This window comes from Chitinimonas violaceus (genome assembly GCF_052601015.1).
Window position 1 is genome coordinate 1 of record NZ_JBQXDJ010000064.1, and the last position, 21,061, is coordinate 21,061.

The following is a 21,061-nucleotide window of genomic DNA, read 5'->3' on the forward strand; positions in this document are numbered from 1 at the left end:
TTGCCGAACTGAGCTAGGAGCTCGGCGGGAATTGCCGGCAATTCCACCGGCTTGGCTTTCGGTTTGCGAGGCATACATTCTCCTTGGGAGCATGATATGCCTTGAACACGAAATTACTGACAGACCCACGGTGCTTCGCACCAAGAAGTTCGCAGCCTCATGTACCCAAGTACATTCCGGTTTCTGCGCTGCTCTGCACCCTGCTGACAGCTGCTCGTGACAGATCGTGAATAAGCTCTAAGAACCTGTCTAACGTCTGCTGCGCGTCAGCAATACGGCGTTGAAAACACTCTCGGAATGCTCATTTACCACTTGTAAACTCCGCTTCCTCGGGTGTTTCCGCCTTGTCTTGCATTTACCCTATGTAAACGCCGCTTCCTCGGCTGTTTTCGTCTTGTCTCGCTTTAGCTTGCTAGATTTTTAGAAGGTTCTAAGATTTGCAGATGGTCAGCGGAAATTTGAATGTCTAGCCGCCGGTCTTCCCAAGCCGCGCCGCTAAGCGATGTCCGCTTAAACAAATTGTTATACCACGGCTGCGTTTTATACTAGTTGGTGTCTTCACCGTATATGCTGGAAGCAACGCTGAATAAAATGTATACCTAAGACTTTCTTAGCTTTATTTTTTGAGGTAATAACATGTATCCCAAGTGGTTTGTTCTAACTGCATTTCTCGTACTTTCCGGCGGCGCGCTTGCTGCAGACCCAAACGAGAAGCAGTGTACGCAGTGGGTTGACGGTGTTCTCCAGCGGCTGGATATCCTGGCCAAAGCCGGTAACGAGGAGAAGTTTCAAGGTCTTAGCGCTGCTGAAATCACTGCTATGCGAAAGGCCAAGGGCGACTGTGCAACACAGCAAGAGTTATTAAGGCGAGTTGTAGTCAACTAACGCTTAATGCAGTAACCACCCTACGGCCAGTAAATCAGTCTTTTTGTTTTGTACTGGGAGTTGTCGACCGCTTTGCCAAATCTTGGCTAATAGCTGTCGATAGCTTTCGGCTGCGCGCAAAAATCAATACAGAGCGGGTTGCATCCTGCTCGTCTTATTTGTTGCAAGCTCCTTCACGAAATAAAGCGCATTCGTTGGCACATCTACTCTATTGCAAGCACCTTTGCGGCCTGATGAAATCTGCCTAAATGTGCTTTTGTGGTCTCGTTAATCTGACTGAATAGTGCATTGTGGATTCCAGGCTTAGCTGTTGGTGATTTCCATGGCGATGCCTTGCCTTATGCATCGGGTGACAGGTTGGAGCGGTCAGATACGCTCCAGGCCATAGATTGCGAGCTTCTCATATAGGGTTGCCCGCGCAATACCCAAGATACGGGCTGCATCGCTTTTGTTGCCCTTGCTGGCGGCCAATGCTGTACGGATAGCGTCGATTTCAGCACGTTTTACGGTTTCAGCCAGTGGTAAGGGAAGCGTAGAGCAGGCTTGGTTTGTGCAGAGGAAGTCCTTGGCGGTAAGTTCGACATGGTCGGCCAGCATCGTGGCTTGTTCCAACGCATTGCGCAGTTCACGTATGTTGCCGGGCCATGCTTGGCTGACCAACCAGCCAGCAGCTTCCTGGCTGAGTGTTTTACGCGCTGTGCCGCTGCGTAAGGAAATATCCATCAAGAGTTTGTTTGCCAATAGGGCAATGTCCTCCTGACGATCCCGCAGTGGGGGAAGGTGTATGGGCAGTACATTCAGGCGGTAGAACAAGTCGGCGCGAAATTGGCCTGTCTGGACCATGGCTTGCAGGTCCCGGCTGGTGGCTGCAATTACCCTTACATCGATCTTGATCAATTGGTTGGCGCCGTGCGGTTCGATTTCCATCTCCTGCAATACCCGCAACAGCTTGGCTTGGGTTGCGAGGGGGAGATCGCCAATTTCATCAAGGAGCAGGGTGCCGCGATCGGCCAGCTTGAACTTGCCTTCGCGTCCGCGCCGATCTGCACCGGTATACGCCCCTGGGGCAGCGCCAAAGAGTTCGGCCTCCAGCAGGGTATCAGGGATGGCGGCGACATTGAGCGCCACGAAAGGCTGGTGGGCACGAGTGCTGGCCGCGTGGATGCTTTGCGCCAGCAGTTCTTTTCCTGTTCCTGTTTCACCCAGCAGCAATACGGTGGCACCAAGGCGTGCTGCGCGTTTGCCCAGGTCTTTCATTCTTTTGCAGGCAGGGCCTTCACCTACCATGTCGGCAAAGGAATAGCGTGTCGCACGGTCACGGTGGTTATCCCGCCTTACCTGCAAGCGGCCTTGTTGCAGCCGCCTGAATTTATCGACCAGGGGTTTGAGTGGTTGCCATGCGTCGTACAGCATGATGCCGCCTGCACCAATGACCAGACCATCTTCTCCCATGATCGGAAAACGCGACACGACAAACGTCCGGTCACGATAAGTCATGAAATCGAGCAGGATAGGTTCACCTGTACGCAGGACTTCGGGGAGCTTGGTATTGGGCAGAAGTGTGTCGACACGCTGGCCCAGAATGTGGTCGGGGTTCTCTATGCCGAGGATTTCGGCGTAATGCGGATTGATCCAAACAATCCGGGCCTCGGTATTGATGACGACTGCCCCCGCAAACTGCCGATCAAAGACATCGAAAAAGGCACGCTGCAGCACACTCTGTAACCCGGGGTGGGGTAGGGCGTTGGCATCGGGCAGAGTGAGGCCGAGTTTCATCATATGTTGCTTTGGTTGTTGTCTCCTGTGGCGATGGTACGTCAGTCCGTGGTGGATGAGTGCTGCAATGGTTGCGTGTGTTGTGTGTTTGTGTAAAGCTTGTTGGTTTGGCGCGTAGATAAACAAACTGCCCTGGCTTTGCAGGGCGGTTTGTTTAGAACCCGTTCATGATCTTACTGTGCAGCGGTAGTAGGTGCTTATGTGCTGTTCGAAGTTCTCATGTACTTAAGTACATTCCGGTTTCTGCGCTCCGCCAACAGCTGCTTGGGACAGATCATTGAACAAGTCCCAGTGATTGCGAGCAGGTTCCAGGAATTGAATAAGAACTGCACTGACTATGCTTGTACTGCGAGATCACGCACAGACTTTAAAGTTGGATAGTCGGTATAGCCCCGTGCATCGCCGCCATAGAAAGTGCTGGGGTCTGGCGTATTCAAATCCGCGTCGAGAGTGAAGCGGGCCACCAGGTCCGGATTTGCGATAAATGGGCGACCAAACGCAACTGCATCTGCAAGGTTAGACTGGATCAGTGCTTCTGCTTTCACAGCCGTATAGTTGCCGCAATAGAGCAAGGTACCGGTGAAGGCTTTACGTAATGCATGGCGGAATTCAATGGGCACGGCTGGGCTGCCGGCCCAGTCCGATTCGGCGATGTGTAGATAGGCCACCTTACGGATGTTGAGTTGTTCGGCCACGTACAGCCCCATTGCTTCTGCCTCGGCATCCTGGATATCGTGCAATGTGAAATGGGGTGATAGGCGTACACCCACTTTGTCGGCACCTACTTCAGCGGAAATGGCGTCCACGACTTCCAACAACAGACGAGTCCGATTTTCCTTATTGCCGCCGTATGCATCGGTACGTTGATTGGTGTTGGTAGCGAGGAACTGGTGCAGCAGGTAACCGTTGGCAGCATGGATCTCGATGAGATCGAACCCTGCGCGGATGGCACGTCTGGCAGCTTGGGTATAGTCGGCGACAATGCCGGGCAATTCACTGGTCTCCAAAGCCCTGGGGGTATCGGTTGGTAGATTGGCTGCAGTGCCATCGGGTTGGATAACAAATGACTTGGTGTTCTCTGCGCGAATCGCGGAAGGCGCAACGGGGGCTTGGCCATCGGCTTGCAATAAGCGGTTGGATACACGGCCCACATGCCAGAGCTGTAGAGCGATGCGGCCACCTGCGGCATGGATATGCTTGACCACGTTTTTCCAACCGGCTTCCTGCGCATCTGTATAAATGCCTGGCGTCAGCGCATAGCCTTGGCCTTGTTGGGAAATCTGCGTGGCTTCCGAAATAATCAGACCGGCGGTGCTACGCTGGACGTAGTAATCGGCATTCAGCTGGGTTGGGATATCACCCGGCTGGCTGGCACGTGAACGGGTAAGCGGCGCCATGAAGACACGGTTTGCCAACTGAGTACTACCAACACGAATAGGAGAAAGCAGTTTCTTGGTGGACATTGTCATTTCCTTAAAATAGACCGGTCGTCTATAAAATGAAGCCAAAAAATAGCCCGAAGGCTGGTTTGTATTACGGACCAATGCAATGAAGATTGCTTTGGCCAGAACTGCTGCTAATTACGACTCCTCCCATGCCAGGATACCTGCTTACGAGCCACGGCCGAAGAACGCTATGAATCCATGCCAAGCATGGGATTTTGGCTTTTCATACCTGGTAAAACAGCGGGCGTAGGATCGTAAACAGGTTACAGAGATACGCCAGCGGTTATTTACCGCGTTTGAATATTTCGGTGACTTGCTCGCCGCCCGCTCCCCAATTGTCGGTTTCCACTTCTTCAATCACGACAAAGGTCTGGGCGGGATTTTTGTTCAATACATCCTGCAATAGCTTGGTGACACCGGCGATGAGCTCCATCTTCTGCTCTTTGCTGACGCCAGGAGGGGTTACCTTGATATTGACGATGGGCATGCTGACTCCTTTTAAGCAAGTAGTAGGTTGGTTGCGTGTTGAGCCGCGGTATAGGCGGATGGATCCTGCTGCGCCTTGGCAACCAGTGCAGTGCCAAGCCACAACTGATAAAGCGATGCTGCCAATGTATCGGCTGCGGTACCGGGAGGGATGGATCGATCCGCCCGGCCGATAACAATGCATGCTGCTAGACGTTCAATAATGCCGGAGATGCCGCGCTCCAATGTACTACGCATGGAGGCGGAAAGGTCACTTACCTCTCCAGTTAATTTCACTACCAGACAGCGCGATTCGCAGCTGGTTTCACCAGACACCGGGTCGCGGCGTGAGAAGTAGGCATCAAGCTTACTGCGGCCATTGAGCGAGGTGTCGGCGACGATGCCATCCATCGTGGCCAGGTAATTGGTGAAGAAGCGCTCCAGAAGGGCAACACCATAGCCTTCCTTGGATTCGAAGTAGTGATAGAACGAACCTTTTGGCACGCCTGCAGTACCCAATATCTCGCTCAGCCCAACAGCAGCAAAGCCTTTGCCGAGCATGATTGCTTCACCGGTTGCGAGCAGATGTTCGCGAGTATCGTCGAAGTGTCTTTCCATGATGGCTGTATTGTAAGTATTAAATAGACCGGTCGTCTAGTGTAATTTTATGTAAACGCCGTTGACAGGTAATACCGGTAATAGTGCCAACAAAAAACCGCGGAAAGAGAGGAATTACTGGCTAATGCTGAGGTATGGGCTGCTGCACTGCATACAACCCTACAATTTATGGGGGAATAAACATTAGAAGGTGAATGCGATTCTTTCAACCGCCGTTAGTCGAGTGACTAGTGTTGCGGAGATGTCGCTAAGAAAAGCAGGCGAGCAGGCCCATTAATTGCCTGTTTCGCGTGGTTCACTTTTCCCCCAGTGTTGGCAGTGGTTTCAGGGATAAAACCTAGAACCAGAGCGGATTTTAGAGGTGTTTACCCCCTTTAAGCCAAGCGGGCTAACATGTCTATATTTCAAGATGAAGTTGTAACCCTACCGTTCGTCGGATTATGACCATCGCGTTTTGGCCAATCCCCCCTTTCTTGACTACTACCCAATAGTCTTGTGCCAAATGTGTAGCCCGAAATGTGGGGTACACGCCAAGGACGTAATCAGCGTGTATTTCCTGATTACGCGTCGTTCCCTGTAGCTTGCAATTCCGTCTTCAGCATGCCCGCAGCCAAAACTATTGCTGCTGGAGAGGGGCCTTGTTTCGAAATTGAATCGGGCCAAAAAGTACAAGCACGTAGCGCCTTCTGCTGGCGCGTTGTGCGAGAAACGGCACTCTGGATCTATCCGGTTTAGGGTGAGGGGCGGTTGGGTAGGCCGACTATCACACGGTGAGCTCGACCAAAATTGGGGAATTTTCCCCGGGTGAGGAGCGGAGGAAGTCAGTCATGAAGCCAGTGCTTTACGCAGTTGCACGTCCTGCAGTTCTATCGATCCTGCTAATAGGGGCCTGGAATGCGATGGCCGCAGAACGGGTCAACCTAGATGGTTACTCGGTCGATCAAGCGAATATCCCGACTTTGACCAGTGGTCGGGCCAGCGTACAGGCTATGTTGGGCCTGGCTGCCGGGGAGCTGAAACCCCAACGCAGCCAGACCTATGCCAGCGGTAAGGTGGTGACGCGATATCAGCAATATCATCAAGGTATTCCAGTCCTTGGTGAGACCGTTGTGGTGGAACAGCAGTCCACCGCAGCGCAACCAGCATTCAGCGGTACCTTGCTCAAGGGTCTTGCCAATGACCTGCCTGCAGCCAAACCCACATTCAAGAGCGCCGATGTGCTCAGCCAGGCCAAAACCTTGGCTCGCGTACAAGGTGCGACTGAAAATGATCAGGCAACCTTGTACGTTCAGCTAGATGACCGCATCGTCCGCCTGGTTTACATGGTGTCTTTCGTCGTTCCAGATGCTGCCAAACCTAGCCGTCCATTTTTCCTGATTGATGCGAACACCGGTGCAGTGCTCAAGCAATGGGAAGGTCTGAACCATCGCGATGCAACTGGCCCTGGCGGGAATACCAAGACCGGCAAGTACGAATATGGCACTGACTTTGGTCCACTAGTGGTAACGGACGACTGCACAATGGACAGCAGCAATGTCGTCACTGTTAATTTGAATGGTGGCACCAGCGGCACAACACCCTACAAGTTCGATTGCCCACGTAATACAGTTAAAGAAATCAATGGTGCCTTCTCTCCACTGAACGACGCACATTATTTCGGCAATGTCGTGTTCAACATGTACAAGGACTGGTTTAATTTACGTCCAATCAGCCAAAAGTTGATGATGCGGGTTCACTACAGCCGCAATTATGAAAACGCATTTTGGGATGGAAGCGCCATGACATTTGGTGATGGCGCCAGCACGTTCTACCCCTTGGTATCGCTTGATGTGTCGGCACACGAAGTCAGCCACGGGTTTACGGAGCAGAATTCCGGCCTCGAGTATTACGGAATGTCGGGTGGTATGAATGAGGCCTTCTCCGATATGGCAGGTGAGGCTGCTGAGTACTATATGAAGGGTACCAACGACTTCAAGGTAGGTGGCGAGATCTTCAAATCTAGCGGCGCGCTGCGCTACATGGATGATCCTCCTCGCGATGGTCGCTCAATTGGCCACGCTCGTGACTACAACGATAACCTGGATGTGCACTACTCCAGTGGTGTGTACAACAAGGCTTTTTATCTGTTGGCTACCAAGCCTGGATGGAATACCCGCAAGGCATTCGAAGTCATGGCGGATGCCAACCGTCTGTATTGGAAGAACGACAGCACCTTTGATGAAGGCGCTTGCGGTGTAGAAAAGGCTGCTGAAAACCGTGGTTATCCCAAAGCGGATGTGACTTCGGCATTCAGTGGTGTGGGTGTAGGTTGTGTTACACCACCTCCTCCAGGCAGCAATGTGCTGGTCCGCGGTATCCCTGTGCCTAACCTTGCAGCAGGCAAGGGTGGACAGATCAAGTACACCATGGTCATTCCATCGGGTGCTTCGAACCTGACCTTCAAGATCTCTGGTGGTTCGGGTGATGCTGATATCTACGTCAAGTTCGGTGCCGCACCGACACTGACCTCGTATGACTACCGGCCATATCGTTCGGGAAATAACGAGACAGTGACGATCCCGACACCGAAGGTAGGTACCTACCACATCATGTTGAATGGCTACAGCGCCTTTAGCGGCGTGACGCTGGTGGGTAATCACCGGTAAGCCTTCGATGCCCGCCCCGTCAGGGGCGGGTTTTTTTCTTTTGTATCGACTATCAATACCAACGGCGATAAACCGTTGGCAGAAGGAGCGTACTGTATGCAATACAAGTTGCTTAGCCTGCTGGTAGCTGGTGCTTTTATATTCAGTCCAGTACAGGCTGCCCCCAAAAAAATTTGGATCACCGTCGGTGATGCCGCTTATGCCCAGTTACAGAAACTGTCACCCAGTGTTGTTGCTGCCGAGAGCCAGGCAATGCCAGGCAGCGCTGGCAACAGCCCATCGGTACTGGCGCATCCTGAAAATGCAAAGTTCGAGCACGCCCACGTGGTCGAAGTCGAAGAGTCATTGCTGTCGGGTTTGAGCGAAGCTGTTCACCATGAGCTACGTCGTTGTGGCGGCTATATGGCGCACAACAGCAAGGAAGAAGCCCTGGCTGCATTGCAAACCCCAGCCACTGTTGTGGATATGGCTCGTCCCAGCTATGCGATCGATAACCAGGCTACGGTAACGCCGCTCCTGTCACAAATGCAGGACAGCAACATCGCCAGCACGATTGGTGACCTCAGTGCCTTCACCAATCGGTATTACACAACCAGCCATGGCGTGAATGCGTCGAACTGGATCATGCAGCGCTGGCAACAGCTGGCTGCGGGCCGTACCGATGTCACGGTCGAACAGTTTACCCACAGCGCCTATCCGCAGAAGTCGGTCATTCTGACGATCAAGGGAACGGACAACGCCAGCGAAGTAGTGGTGATGGGTGGTCATCTGGATTCGATCAATGGCAGTGGTACTACTGAAACGACGCGTGCACCTGGGGCAGATGATGATGCATCCGGCATCGCCAGCCTGACTGAAGCGCTACGGGTGATGTTGGCTTCTGGCTATAAGCCACGTCGTACCATCAAAGTCATGGGTTATGCCGCTGAAGAGCGTGGGCTACTCGGTTCGCAGGATATCGCCAAGAAGTTCAAGGCCGACAATATCAATGTGGTTGGTGTGTTGCAGCTGGACATGACCAATTACAAGGGGGCGGCCAATGATATCTATATCTTTACCGATTACACCGACAGCCAACAGAACACCTTTATCAGCAATCTGATCACCACCTACTTGCCGACACTGACCATTGGTAGTGACCGCTGCGGCTATGGGTGTTCAGACCACGCCTCCTGGTACAACCAGGGTTATCTGACTTCGATGCCATTTGAAGCCTCGTTTAGTCAGGACAATCCGAATATCCATACTGCTAACGATACCTACGCAAATATGGGTAACCAAGCCTTGCATGCGCTGAAGTTCAGCCGGCTTGCTGTGGCTTTCGCGGTGGAGCTGGGTAGCGATGGCCCTATCGTACAGCCACCGGGTGATAAGGTAGAAAACTTCAATGGCAGCTTGGCTAAGGGCCAGAAAGCCAACTTTGGTCCGTTCAAGGTTGGTGCTGGTGGTAAATTGGTAGCGGATATGACGGGGTCTGGCGATGCTGACCTCTATGTACGCAAGGGAAGTGTACCAACCACCAATGCGTACGATTGCCGGCCTTATAAATCCAATTCGACCGAAAGTTGTACGATTAATATGAGTGCCAACGGCGATGTTTATGTGATGCTGAATGGCTATGCAGCAGCAACCTACAACTTGAAAGTGACTTATCGTCCTCAATAAGTTGTACCAATAAAAAGCCCCGCTTTTAGGCGGGGCTTTTTATTGGTTACGAGCCTTACAGCGATGTTGAGCAGCATATAAGCCTTGATCACGGCTGGGCAGTAAGATCGTAAACAAACTCCTAGTCCCACTGTGGGGCAAAGTCAGGATTCGCCAGCCTCTCCCCTCGCTCCAGGCCAGCAATCGCCTGTATGTTTTCCGATGTCAATTGCAACCTGGTTGCCTCCAGGTTGGCTTTTAGATTTGTGCGCTGGGTAGAGGATGGAATAACTGTAAAGCCTTGTTGTAAAGACCAAGCCAAGGCTACTTGTGCTGCGGTAGCCTGATGTTGAGCAGCAATCGCTTGCAAGATCGGGTCGTACAACACTTTGCCATAAGCCAGGGGCATGTAAGCCGTGATGGCGATGCCCTGGTTGCGTGCATAGTCGATGATTTTCCGGCTTTGCAGGAATGGATGGATTTCTATCTGCAGATCACTGATTTCACTGGCACCCACGGCAGCAATCGCCGCTTTCAAATGGGTAATGGTGAAGTTGGATACGCCTATCTGCCGGGTCAACCCCAATGCTTTTGCTTCTGCCAAGGCATGAATGTAATCCGCAACCTGTAGCGCATCGCGTGGTGCAGGCCAGTGGATCAGTGTCAGGTCGACCTGCTTGGTTTGTAATTTCGCCAAGCTTTCACGAAGGCTGGGAATAAGCTTTTCACGGCTCAGGTTTTCGGTCCAGATCTTGGTGGTAATCGAAATGGCTTCACGGCTGATCCCGCTGGCTGCGATGGCTTCGCCGACTTCAGCTTCGTTGCCATAAATCTGAGCAGTGTCGATAAGCCGGTAGCCAAGTTCCAGGCCGTTGTTTACCGAGTCAATAACTTGTTGGCCTTGCAGGCGGAAGGTACCGAGGCCGATGGAGGGGTTTTGCATAGCGGTTCCTAGTTGAAATTTAACAGGTGATGCAATGGGGGTCGTTTCAATGCATGGCAACGACTGGTCGGGTATTTGAAGTAACTGAGGTTTGTATTGGGTCACGCTGATCGAGGTAGCCGCTCAGGCGAGTCAGACCATAAGCCAGCAGTACCACCAGTGCGCCGATCCAGCCGGTATGGCGTAAGCCCAGTTGTTCAACGATCAACCCGCCACCCCAGGCTCCGCCGGCAATGCCGAGGTTGAATGCAGCGATATTGAGGCCTGATGCCACATCGACAGCCTGAGGACTAAAGCGCTCAGCCTGCTTCACGACATATACCTGCAGGCCAGGGACATTACCGAAGGCGACTGCTCCCCACGCCAATACGGTTGCGAGGACTAACCAGGGATTGCTGGCGGTGAAGCTCAGGACCAGCAATACCGCTGCCAGCAGCAGAAAGATCTGCTTCAGTGCAGCAGTAGGGCCGAGTCGGTCGGCCAATTTCCCACCCCATAAATTACCGATGGCGACCGACACGCCATATACCAGCATCACAAGCCCAACCATCTGGGCACTGAAGCCTGCCAACTGCTCAAGGATCGGGGCAAGATAGGTAAAGGCGATGAAACTGCCACCGTAACCAACGGCTGTCATGGCGAACACCAGCAACAGGCGGGGTTGAGCCAACACCTTGGCTTGGGTGAGTAACGAGGCAGGCGGTTGGTGGTTGAGTCCACGCGGTATGAACAATGCACTGCCGATGAAAGCCAACACGCCCAAGCCGGCTACCGCGAGGAAGGTTTCCCGCCAGCCAAAGTGCTGACCGATAAAGGTACCGAGTGGAACGCCGGTAACCAGGGCAACCGTCAGGCCAGTGAACATGATGGCGATAGCACTGGCGGCTTTTTCCTTGGGTACAAGGCTGGTTGCAATAGTGGAACCAATCGAAAAGAACACGCCGTGGGCAAGGCCGGTCAGTATCCGTGCAAGGATCAGCGAGGTATAACCTGGTGCTTGCCAGGCTAGTAAATTGCCGACGGTGAACAGCGCCATCAAGCTCAATAGCAATGTCTTGCGCGGCAATTTCCCGCTTAGGGCGGTCAGTACCGGTGCGCCGATGGCTACACCTAATGCATACAGGCTGACCAGCAGGCCGGCGGATGGCAGACCGATTTTCAAGTCGGCAGCAATGGTGGGTAACAGCCCGACGATAACGAATTCGGTGGTGCCGATGGCAAAGGCGCTGATGGTAAGCGCGAGTAGGGCAAGTGGCATATGCAAGCTCCTGTTGGACGAGGCTTGCAGTGTCCGCGCTTTACCTTTGCGGAAAAACCACTGAAACTGCATAAGATATTTGCTTGGTATGCAAGAATGAAAACAACGCTGGAGGAATTGCAGGTATTCATTACGGTGGTCGATAGTGGTTCGATTACCGCTGCGGCGACCCAGCTGGGCCAGACTGTGTCAGGTGTCAGCCGTACGCTCAGCCGGTTGGAGCAGAAACTCGCTACTACTTTGCTTCGACGTACCACCCGCCGATTGGCGCTGACAGAGGAGGGCAGTAGTTTTCTGGTGCATGCCCGGCAAATCCTGGCTGCCGTGGATGAGGCGGAGGACCAGATGGCGCTGCGTCGCCAACAGCCGGCAGGTCGTCTGCGGGTTAATGCGGCGGTCCCATTTTTACTGCATGTCATCGTGCCTCTGGTAGCGGGTTTTTGCCGCCGTTATCCAAAGATCGAACTGGAACTCAACAGTGATGACCAGTTTATTGATCTGTTGGAGCAGCGCACTGACGTTGCCATCCGCATCGGCACATTGCGCGATTCCACTTTACATGCTCGGCCGTTACGCAGCAGCTGCCTGCGTATTCTTGCGAGCCCTGCTTATTTGGAGATTTACGGCCAACCCAAAACGGTGGATGACTTGACCAATCACTGCTTGCTGGGTTTCAGCCAGACAGAGAGTCTTAATCACTGGCCCTTGCATAATGCGCAGGGGGAGCGCCTGTTGATCAAGCCGGGCATGATGGCGTCCAGCGGTGAAACACTACGGCAGCTGGCACTGCAAGGCATCGGTCTGGTATGTCTCTCGGATTTTCTGACGTGGCAGGATCGGCAACACGGCAATCTGGTACAGGTTCTGGTCGAGCAAACCTTGCCGGAGCGCCAGCCTATCCATGCGGTGTATTACCGTAACACCCAGCTTTCTTCACGGATTGTCTGTTTTCTTGATTATCTGGTTGAACAGATGACATGGCCAGATTGATAGCTTGATCGCGACAGATCGTAAACAGGCTTCAAGCGGTTCGCTAATCAGCCGAATTTCACCGACCGCATCGACAAAGATGCTTCATGAAAGCCCTCGTACGGGAAGCTGATGGCATCATCCGCCGTACTGGCCCCAAAGGCGTACAGCAGGGGTAGATAGTGTTCCAATGTTGGATGTGCGGTACGCCACAAAGCATGTTTGCTGCGGTCTTCCGCCAGCAACTGGGTAAGGTCGCGCTGCAGCAGCGCCTGCTTGATCAGCTCATCAAAAGCGAGTGCCCATTCAAAGGTAGGTATGCCAGGTGTACTGTCGATCATGCGCAGGTTGTGGACGATATTGCCGCTGGCCAGAATGAGGACCTGTTCCTTCCGTAGACCGTGCAGCTCATGGGCCAGTGTCACATGCTCATGCAGCTGCAATCGTCCGTTTAGGCTGAGCTGCACAACCGGGATATCCGCCTTTGGGTACATATGGCGCAGTACAGTCCATGCACCATGGTCGAGCCCACGTTCACTGTCGATTCCTGCTTTGGCATCTTGCAAGTCATGGGCAAGTGTTTGCGCCAGCATCGGCTCGCCCGGGCTTGGATAGCGTATTTCGTATAAGGGCTGAGGAAAGCCACCGAAGTCGTAAATGGTTTGTGGTTTGGCGCTACTGCTCAGTAGCGTACCGTCAGTCAGCCAATGCGCGGATATCACCAGAATGGCGCGTGGTCTGGGCAAGTCGGCACCCAGCTTGGTCAGATGGCGCGTGAAGGCATTATCGAGAAGGGCATTCATCGGTGAGCCATGCCCGATAAACACGACCGGCATCTTGGCGGGTGTGGCTTTTGTCATTTGGCGTTTCGCCGCCCGTGCGGCCGGGTGAGCCGCGACCATGCTGAGTATGGCTTGGTGCAGGAATTGACGTCGGTACATGGCACGCCTCGATCAGATTTGACGTTGAGGTTGGCTGGGGCGCAATGCCAATGCACCATCGCCCAGCAATGTAATGACCAATGCGATCACAAAAAGGAAGACGGGGTATTCCCAGCCACCATTGGGGTTGCTGAACGACCAACCGTTGTGAAAGTGCGCGAGAGATGCTCCTAGCAATACCGGCATCAGGCTGACCGCAACCCAGCGGCTGTATACCCCCAGAATCAGCAGGACCCCGCCACCAATCTCGGCAAATACAACCGGGTAGGCCACCCAACCGGGTATGCCCAGTGACGCGAAGAATTCGGCAGTGCCCGCCAGCGTGAATACCAGTACTTTTGTAAGGCCGTGTGCGAGGAACATGGTGCCGAGTGCCAATCGTAGGGCTAGGGCGGCATAGGGTGCAGTTTTGTAGTCGATCATCGTTGTATTTCCATCTATCTAATCAGGACGGGCTCGATTGCTTGAATGCCCGTCTTCAGTTTGGTTAGCTAAGTAGCATTGATGTAATGCGCCAATTGAATGACACCACTGTATTGCTAACCAGATAGCAGATAAATAGCGATTCCATTGAGGGTTTATTGCATAGCAGTACACAATGAGCCTATCGACTTCTGTTCGGTCACGGTATGGATACTTTATTAAGCATGCGGGTGTTCCGCCGGGTAGTAGAGGCGGGTAGTTTTGTTGCAGCAGCAGAGCAGCTGGGCTTGTCTGCAGCCATGGCTAGCCGGCACGTGGCACATCTGGAACGCCATCTTGGGGCGCGGTTATTGAATCGCAGTACCCGTCACTTGAGCCTGACAGAGAGTGGCACGAGCTACTTTGAAAGTTGCCGCAGCATGCTGGATGACCTTGGCGAGGCCGAAGCTGCCGTTAGCCAAGCAGGTAGTGCACCACGCGGTCAATTGCGCATCAGTGCTCCGGTCTCTTTCGGGGTACGCCATCTTGGGCCTGCGATTGGCGACTATATTGCCCGCTACCCCGATGTAATGTTGGATCTGAATCTGAACGACCGGGCAGTGGAATTGGCTGAAGAAGGCTATGACCTGGCCATCCGGGTAGGGCAGAACCCAAATCCTGCTTTGATTGCGCGCAGGCTGTGTACGGTGAAACTGGCGCTTGTCTGCTCGCCCGACTATGCCAAGCGCTATGGCTTACCTGCGACGCCAGAAGCGCTGCTTCAGCACCGCACTATTGGTTACGCTTATTCGGTGGAAGGGGAGCATTGGAACCTGATAGGCCCCGATGGCCCACGTAGTTATCCGATCCGACCCATCCTGCGTGTCAATAATGGCGACTTGGCGAGTGCTGCGGCCATGGCTGGAGTAGGCATCACATCGGAGCCCACCTTCCTTGTTGGCGACGATCTGCGTGCCGGTCGTTTGATCGAAGTATTGCCTGACTACCCACAAACCCAGTTGTCGCTCTATGCCGTCTATTTGAGCCGTCGTTTCTTATCGGCCAAAGTTCGTACCTTCATCGACTTTTTGGCAGAACGTTTCAGTGATGAGCCTTATTGGGATGCGGGACTAAACACCTAGGGATTACCCAATTAGGTTGAACTTGCTGGCGTGCAAGTAGTCTGCCTTGGCTTCGCGATTATGTTTTTGGCATAACCGATTCCGACGTCAAAACGTCAACCAAGCTAATAAATGAATGCCAGTTACATGGTATTGGGGGATTAAATGTACTTTAAGATAAATAGTTTGTTGTTGGCATGCCTTGTATCTTGTGCAAATGCTGCAGATTTGATGAGTTTTTGGGATGCCCCGCAGTCTGGCGCAAATAGCTTCAACAGGCTTCCACCCGATCAGAAGTATTTCAATGCATTACATAGCTATGGTGCCAGTTGGGTACGCCTGACGTATGAAAAATGGAAGCCTGCTAAACGGGATTTTTTGATTGGGAATGCGGATCGTTATACGGGACTCAACAAGCGAGACTTGGCCATTCTTAAAGCCAGCCTTGATCGGGCACATAAAGCCGGTTTGAAAGTGGTTGTTACGCCAATATCGATCCCTGGTGGACGTTGGAGTCAGGAAAATGGAGGGAAGTTCGATGGCCGAGTATGGAAAGACAAGGCTTATTGGAAGCAAAACCAGATGTTTTGGCGAGATCTGGCCAAGGAATTAAAGAATCATCCTGCGGTAGCTGCCTATAACCTCGTTAACGAGCCGGCACCGGAATTCAATACCACCCTGTCTGAGCACGCCCCTCGAACAGAGATGGTACGTTGGTATGAAAAGGAAGCCAAAGGCACTGCAAGTGACTTGCCTGATTTCTATCAACAAATTGTCGCTGCAATTCGCAAAGTGGATGCAGCGACCCCCATCATGCTTGATGCTGGTTGGTACGCTGCGGCAGATACATTTGGGTACTGGCAAAAGCCTTTAGACGACCAGAAGGTTTTGTACAGCTTTCATATGTATGAACCCTACGAATTCACGAGTTCACCGAATACAAAGCGAGCCAAGCCTTATCCCTATCCTGGCGAGGTACCCTACGGCGGGAAAAAGGTGCAATGGGATGCAAAACGCGTTGCGGACTACCTGCAAGTACCAATGGATTGGGCGAAGGAACATAAGATCCCTGTCAATCGGATGGTCGCGGGCGAGTTCGGTTGCATGCGGCTATTACCCGAGTGTGGGCAATATCTGGAGGATGTACTCAAGGTATTAGACAGCCATCAATTGCACTGGGCGTTTTATAGCTTCCGCGAAGATACCTGGGATGGCATGGATTACGAGTTGGGCAAAGCGCGTGTGCCATGGGCATATTGGAAGGCAATGGAAGAAGGCAAGCCCGATCCGCTGCCACGTAAGGCAACACCGCAGTTTGAACCGATCCGCAAAAGACTGGCTGCCAAGAAAGCACAGGCTGAATAGTCCCGCATTCTCGTGTTCGGCTTAGATCCTGTACACAATCTATACAACGTAGCCTTGACCAGGGCTTACGTGTTGCTCTGTGCCCTGCTGACAGCTGTGTGCGACAGATTGTAAACAGGCTCTTAGCACTTACTTAGAATGGCGGAAGGAGGCGCGCGTTTTCACAGCGAGCTCTTCGGTTGGCTTCTCTCTCTCGGTTCATGAGCGAATGTAATATCCACAGACTGTGTTGTAGTCTTTGGGGCGTCGCCGGAGAACGACCCATGCCTTTGGCTGTAGTGCATGTTCCGCCGAGAACTTGTTTATGTTCAATTGTGTTGAGTGTTCGCATCATTGACTTTCGCAGGGAGAGGAGTACCAGCCCAGAGTGTTCATGGACGAAGTGGTAAATTAGTGTTTTATGAATTAGATTGGTTCTACTTCCTTACCCACTCTGTCCGCTTGTTTGTGGAAAAGGCGCTCAACAGGATGCAAAGGTCAGCAAAGGGCAGGATGCGTATCCCCTTGTTTATCCTTATTAAATGTTCCATGTGCGACTAGGAACCGCGGTTATAGGTCTTCTTGTCAGTAGGCTGATTGTTCTGCTTCAGAACGTTAGTACGGCTGGTTTTACCGCCACTGTTTTGAAACCTGTCTAAGTTTTGTCACAAGCAGTGGTCAGCGGGGGGGCAGAGCAGCGTAGTAACTTGGTGCATGAGGAATACGAGCAGCGTATAAGCACTGATCACAACTGCACAGTAAGATATTGAACAGTTGCTTAGGTTGGCAGTCTGGCTTCTTCGTATTGAAGGTTCTGGGTCGCTTGGGAACCCGCTTCCTTTTTCTGATGATTACCCGCCAATTATTTGAGCTGTCTTCTTATTCGATGGGTATAATCGCGCCACTTCGCTAGGGGTAAGGCTGCTCGGCTGTGTACAGATAGCTCTGTTCCGGGGTACAGCGCTACTAAGTAGTGCGGAGAAACCTCAGCTTGCCCTGAAGCGCTTCAAAATCATGCAGGACGAGCAGAGCTGAAGAGATGCCAAGCTTTTGGTGTTCAGAGACGATTCAGCTTGCCCTGTTGTGTTGCCTCTGTAGTTAAATGGATATAACGGCCCCCTCCTAAGGGGCAATTCTGGGTTCGATTCCCGGCGGGGGCGCCAATTCGGCGCGTTGCTTGTTCTCTTGCGCGGTCTTGGCTGCTGCGTCAATGCCCAATCTGATGTTCTCCGGATTCGTGACGGTTACCTGCTCATTGAATGGTGGAAACATCGGTTTTACCGGGTGTTCAAAGCGCACCAGAATGTCATAGTAGCTGCGCACGTTCTCCACAAAAATCACAGTCTCGCCGCCGCGCGCAAATCCGTACTTTACGGTGCTGAAGTACTCATAGTTACGCAACAGCGGAATAACAGTTTTCAGATCTGTCCAGCTGTCCGGGCTTTTCTTTTGCCGACGCGCAAGAATGCGGGCGTCTTCCAGATGCGCCATCCCGATGTTGTAACCCGCCAGCGCAAGCCAGGTTCGATCGGGTTCGGGAATACGTGCCGGTAGCTTGTCCTTGAGTATATTGATGTACTTCGCTCCGCCCTGAATGCTTTGCTCCGGGTCCAGTCTATCCTTTACACCTAGCCGATCCGCCGTATCGTTGGTCAGCATCATCATTCCGCGTACCCCGAAAGCGCTGGTGGCATAGGGATCCCAATGGGATTCCTGATAGGCAAGTGCGGCGAGTAATCGCCAATCGATTCCCTGACTCGCTTCTGCTTCCACAAACAGGTTCCTGAAGCGAGGAAGAACGGTGTTTCTTCGGCTGAGGAAGGTAGTAGCGTCGATGGGCTGCAAGCGCTTGGCATGACCGTAATAGCGATCAATCAACCTGGCCAGTGTGCCATCCTCCTGAACACGTTTGAAGTAGCGTTGGATCTGATCAGCGAACTCTGGTGGGGCATCGGTAGGCCAACCCCAGGAGAACGGTTGCGGGTCTGATGCGTTGAAAGCCATACCTACACCCGGGTAGTAATTTTGTGCGACCAGAGCGGAATGGGTACTTACGATGGCGTAGTCGATCAGGCCCGAATCGACTTTCTCGATAAGTTCTTCCGTATCCTGATGCTCAGCTTCCTGCCATTTCAACGCTGGGTATTGTGCCTGGATAGCTCGTATACCTGGGGCAAGCAAGCTTGAAACCAGTACTTTGCTGTCGCCAAGGTCGGCCAGATCGCGTGGTTTGCGTTGTTGGTTGCGATACATCAGTACCGGTTGCAGTGTCAGGTACGCTGGCCCGAAAGTGACTTTCTTGTTTACCTGCTGGGTAATGCCAACACCCAGGTGTGCTTCATGGCGCGCTAGTCGGTTGGTCATTTCACTGGCACGTGGCGCGACCACGAATTTGACCTTCACGCCGATTTCTTCGGCAAACCGGGTGACCAAGTCGTATTCTAAGCCTGCATATTTGCCTTCGGCATCGATATAGAAACTGGTGCTGCCATTCCTTATCAAAACGACTAACTCACCTGATTGCGCCAGTGGTGGTACTGGTTTGATTACAGGTGGTTTCGGCACAGGCATGCAGGCGGTTAGTCCCGCAAGCGTTATCCCAATTAGTCGTTTCCACATCGAGTCGGGTATCTCAAATATAAGTTCAATACATTATGCCACGGGCATCGATTTGAGCCTCGAGATACGGCTGAGTTGACAAGCCCGCGCCAGATGGACACAATGCGCGGCTTCGAGCAGGAGAGGTGGCAGAGTGGTCGAATGTACCTGACTCGAAATCAGGCGTAGGTGTATGCCTACCGTGGGTTCGAATCCCACCCTCTCCGCCAGTAATAGCAAGGGCTTCCGTTGAAAAATGGAAGCCCTTTTGCTTTGGTGTTTTGCTCCGCAATTCTTCCTTTGCTCCGCAAAAGCGTTTCTAGCGCGTCGGCTTGACCAGTTTTCCAGCACGGTTTCGCACATAAGCTGCAGTCATCGTTGAGGTTGTATGACCAAGTTGGTCTTGTGCTGCAGCAATGCCCGAAACCATTTCTTTCTCAGTTGCTGCTTTTGCGCGCAGATCCCGGAATTGCCAAGTTTGCCCTGAGCGGCTTCGCGCCCGTTCAAACTTTGAACGAATGGTACTCATCTCTAAAGGCGTACCATCGTTATCTACCAATAACTTTAAACTTCGCACTGCAAAAGCATGTTTCCTTTTTAAGATACGATCAATTAAGGCCGCCAACTCCCCGACTATCGCAATACGTAGCTTTATTCCGGTCTTGTTTTGCTGTAACCACAGTGCACCATCCCGCAAATCACTTTCAGTCATTTTAAGTAAATCTGCTGGGCGTTGACCGGTAAGTAGCGCCATGTCCATTGCATCGCGTAATGGCTGGTCTGCTTGTTGCCACACAGCCATGTAGGCAGGTTCATCTACATAAACGTCCCTACCTTTTTCTTTATGTCCGCTTACTCCCTGGCAAGGATTTTGGCGATCGGTGTATCCCCATTCTCTTGCTTTGTTCCAGATGTGACTGAATAGCGCTTTCTCTCGGTTGGCAGCAATTTGCCCGAGAGTATTGTCGACTTTTATGGGTTGCTTACCGCCAGCTTTACGTTCTAAGTTCTTACTTTGAGCGACCTGAATTGCATGCTTATTTCGCCAGTCTAAATATTGCCGAATGTGTAGAGGCTCGATTTCACTTAGAGGACAAGGCGGGTTATCAAAGAACTGATAAAGCATTGCCAGCTGAGTTAGGTTGTCCTTCTGGGTTCGCTCGGCTTTGGTTGGAATTATTTCTCGCAAATAGCGCTCAGCAACATTGCGGAAGGTGATTATTTTTGCAATGGGAGTAGGTGAATACTCGAGTTCTGCCCAACGTCGAATGGCTTCAACATAGTTATCGCCTAGCGGTAACTCCCGACGGGGCGTCCCTCCGGAGTCATAGTAAAAATATACCTTCCCTGATTTCTGACGTCGTGCGCGCATCCTGGTAGGTAGGTTTAGATTCTTGGTCGGTTTTCTACCCATCTGTTAGGTTGCCTTTTGTAAAGCCCGTGGCGACCAGGCAGATTTGGGTTGCTCTCTTTTCTCTGTGCCTACTAAAGCCGCGACGGTCACAATTGGCCGGCCTGCAGCGTTGATGACAAAGGGGATGCCCGATGTTCTCAACCAGTTAATTTGCCGTTGATCTCGGCTTAAACCCAAACGACCAACTTTAATGCCGCTGAGTTCTGCCATTTCGTCTTGTGTAAGAAACAGTCGGTTGCTCATGGTTAGCTTCCTAAGCACACGTTTAGGTTGTCCAACGTCTTCGAGTCAAACGGATGAAGCGGTACAACGTTGTAGGCAATGCCGTCAGGGCAAATAGCCGAGAAGACATGTTGAGAACCCCAAAGCCCCGTGCTCGTTGGCATCCAGTGGAAATTGCTTAGCTCATTTAGTAATTCGTCGTTTGTACAAAGACAGTACGTTTGCTTTAAGAAAACAACTGAGGGGGGGTCTGTCAGTAATTTCGTGTTCAAGGCATATCATGCTCCCAAGGAGAATGTATGCCTCGCAAACCGAAAGCCAAGCCGGTGGAATTGCCGGCAATTCCCGCCGAGCTCCTAGCTCAGTTCGGC

General features: G+C 52.4%; 17 protein-coding genes and 2 tRNA genes. 8 read left to right on the top strand and 11 right to left on the bottom strand.

Annotation, left to right across the window (positions count from 1 at the left end):
* The first annotated feature begins 636 nt into the window (after positions 1 to 636).
* A complete protein-coding gene (locus ACUHMQ_RS17035) occupies positions 637 to 885 on the top strand; it encodes a hypothetical protein (RefSeq protein WP_445296659.1) in 249 nt (82 codons plus the stop codon).
* Between the two features lie 366 nt (positions 886 to 1,251).
* Here the strand turns inward: ACUHMQ_RS17035 and ACUHMQ_RS17040 are convergent, their stop codons facing one another.
* From ACUHMQ_RS17040 to ACUHMQ_RS17055, 4 genes are all read right to left on the bottom strand, one after another.
* Positions 1,252 to 2,664, bottom strand: a complete 1,413-nt coding sequence (locus tag ACUHMQ_RS17040; RefSeq protein WP_445296660.1) for a sigma-54 interaction domain-containing protein — start codon at positions 2,662 to 2,664, stop codon at positions 1,252 to 1,254.
* Between the two features lie 332 nt (positions 2,665 to 2,996).
* Positions 2,997 to 4,124, bottom strand: coding sequence for an alkene reductase (locus ACUHMQ_RS17045; RefSeq protein WP_445296661.1), 1,128 nt, complete (start codon positions 4,122 to 4,124; stop codon positions 2,997 to 2,999).
* 265 nt (positions 4,125 to 4,389) lie between these two features.
* Positions 4,390 to 4,593, bottom strand: coding sequence for a tautomerase family protein (locus ACUHMQ_RS17050; protein ID WP_445296662.1), 204 nt, complete (start codon positions 4,591 to 4,593; stop codon positions 4,390 to 4,392).
* 11 nt (positions 4,594 to 4,604) lie between these two features.
* Positions 4,605 to 5,189, bottom strand: coding sequence for a TetR/AcrR family transcriptional regulator (locus tag ACUHMQ_RS17055; protein ID WP_445296663.1), 585 nt, complete (start codon positions 5,187 to 5,189; stop codon positions 4,605 to 4,607).
* Between the two features lie 827 nt (positions 5,190 to 6,016).
* On the opposite strand from ACUHMQ_RS17055, the gene ACUHMQ_RS17060 reads away from it, so the two are divergent.
* Both ACUHMQ_RS17060 and ACUHMQ_RS17065 read left to right on the top strand, forming a co-directional pair.
* Complete coding sequence (locus ACUHMQ_RS17060; protein WP_445296664.1) at positions 6,017 to 7,834, top strand: M4 family metallopeptidase; 1,818 nt, start codon at positions 6,017 to 6,019, stop codon at positions 7,832 to 7,834.
* A 96-nt stretch (positions 7,835 to 7,930) separates the two neighbouring features.
* On the top strand, positions 7,931 to 9,499 hold the full coding sequence (locus ACUHMQ_RS17065; protein WP_445296665.1) for a M28 family metallopeptidase: 1,569 nt from the start codon (positions 7,931 to 7,933) through the stop codon (positions 9,497 to 9,499).
* A gap of 121 nt (positions 9,500 to 9,620) precedes the next feature.
* Here the strand turns inward: ACUHMQ_RS17065 and dkgB are convergent, their stop codons facing one another.
* Together dkgB and ACUHMQ_RS17075 are read right to left on the bottom strand one after the other, a co-directional pair.
* On the bottom strand, positions 9,621 to 10,421 hold the full coding sequence (dkgB, locus tag ACUHMQ_RS17070) for a 2,5-didehydrogluconate reductase DkgB (protein WP_445296666.1): 801 nt from the start codon (positions 10,419 to 10,421) through the stop codon (positions 9,621 to 9,623).
* 46 nt (positions 10,422 to 10,467) lie between these two features.
* Positions 10,468 to 11,679 carry an MFS transporter gene (locus tag ACUHMQ_RS17075; RefSeq protein ID WP_445296667.1) on the bottom strand — a complete coding sequence of 404 codons (1,212 nt, stop codon included), beginning with the start codon at positions 11,677 to 11,679 and terminating at the stop codon, positions 10,468 to 10,470.
* 96 nt (positions 11,680 to 11,775) lie between these two features.
* Here ACUHMQ_RS17075 and ACUHMQ_RS17080 point away from each other — a divergent pair, with 96 nt between their 5' ends.
* Positions 11,776 to 12,669: a LysR substrate-binding domain-containing protein gene (locus ACUHMQ_RS17080; protein WP_445296668.1), complete on the top strand. Its 894-nt coding sequence runs from the start codon at positions 11,776 to 11,778 to the stop codon at positions 12,667 to 12,669.
* 47 nt (positions 12,670 to 12,716) lie between these two features.
* Here ACUHMQ_RS17080 and ygiD read toward each other — a convergent pair whose 3' ends face one another.
* Positions 12,717 to 13,589 (bottom strand): 4,5-DOPA-extradiol-dioxygenase, encoded by an 873-nt coding sequence (gene ygiD, locus ACUHMQ_RS17085; RefSeq protein ID WP_445296669.1) that lies wholly within the window; start codon positions 13,587 to 13,589, stop codon positions 12,717 to 12,719.
* Between the two features lie 12 nt (positions 13,590 to 13,601).
* Complete coding sequence (locus tag ACUHMQ_RS17090) at positions 13,602 to 14,012, bottom strand: DoxX family protein (protein WP_445296670.1); 411 nt, start codon at positions 14,010 to 14,012, stop codon at positions 13,602 to 13,604.
* 206 nt (positions 14,013 to 14,218) lie between these two features.
* Between ACUHMQ_RS17090 and ACUHMQ_RS17095 the strand changes: the two genes are divergently transcribed.
* The 3 genes from ACUHMQ_RS17095 (at position 14,219) to ACUHMQ_RS17105 (ending at position 17,619) form a co-directional block, all read left to right on the top strand.
* Positions 14,219 to 15,133 carry a LysR family transcriptional regulator gene (locus tag ACUHMQ_RS17095; protein WP_445296671.1) on the top strand — a complete coding sequence of 305 codons (915 nt, stop codon included), beginning with the start codon at positions 14,219 to 14,221 and terminating at the stop codon, positions 15,131 to 15,133.
* A 210-nt stretch (positions 15,134 to 15,343) separates the two neighbouring features.
* Positions 15,344 to 16,477: a glycoside hydrolase family 5 protein gene (locus ACUHMQ_RS17100; RefSeq protein WP_445296672.1), complete on the top strand. Its 1,134-nt coding sequence runs from the start codon at positions 15,344 to 15,346 to the stop codon at positions 16,475 to 16,477.
* Between the two features lie 1,067 nt (positions 16,478 to 17,544).
* Positions 17,545 to 17,619: transfer RNA gene (locus tag ACUHMQ_RS17105), tRNA-Arg, on the top strand.
* On the opposite strand, the gene mltF is transcribed toward ACUHMQ_RS17105, so the two are convergent.
* Entirely contained in the window at positions 17,579 to 19,075 is a 1,497-nt protein-coding gene (gene mltF / locus ACUHMQ_RS17110) for a membrane-bound lytic murein transglycosylase MltF (RefSeq protein ID WP_445296675.1), read from the bottom strand. The genes ACUHMQ_RS17105 and mltF overlap by 41 nt on opposite strands.
* Positions 19,076 to 19,194: 119 nt before the next feature.
* On the opposite strand from mltF, the gene ACUHMQ_RS17115 reads away from it, so the two are divergent.
* A tRNA-Ser gene (locus ACUHMQ_RS17115) sits at positions 19,195 to 19,284 on the top strand.
* Between the two features lie 89 nt (positions 19,285 to 19,373).
* Here the strand turns inward: ACUHMQ_RS17115 and ACUHMQ_RS17120 are convergent.
* Entirely contained in the window at positions 19,374 to 20,468 is a 1,095-nt protein-coding gene (locus tag ACUHMQ_RS17120) for a tyrosine-type recombinase/integrase (RefSeq protein ID WP_445296673.1), read from the bottom strand.
* 3 nt (positions 20,469 to 20,471) lie between these two features.
* A complete protein-coding gene (locus ACUHMQ_RS17125) occupies positions 20,472 to 20,711 on the bottom strand; it encodes a DUF4224 domain-containing protein (RefSeq protein WP_445296674.1) in 240 nt (79 codons plus the stop codon).
* Positions 20,712 to 21,061: the final 350 nt, after the last annotated feature.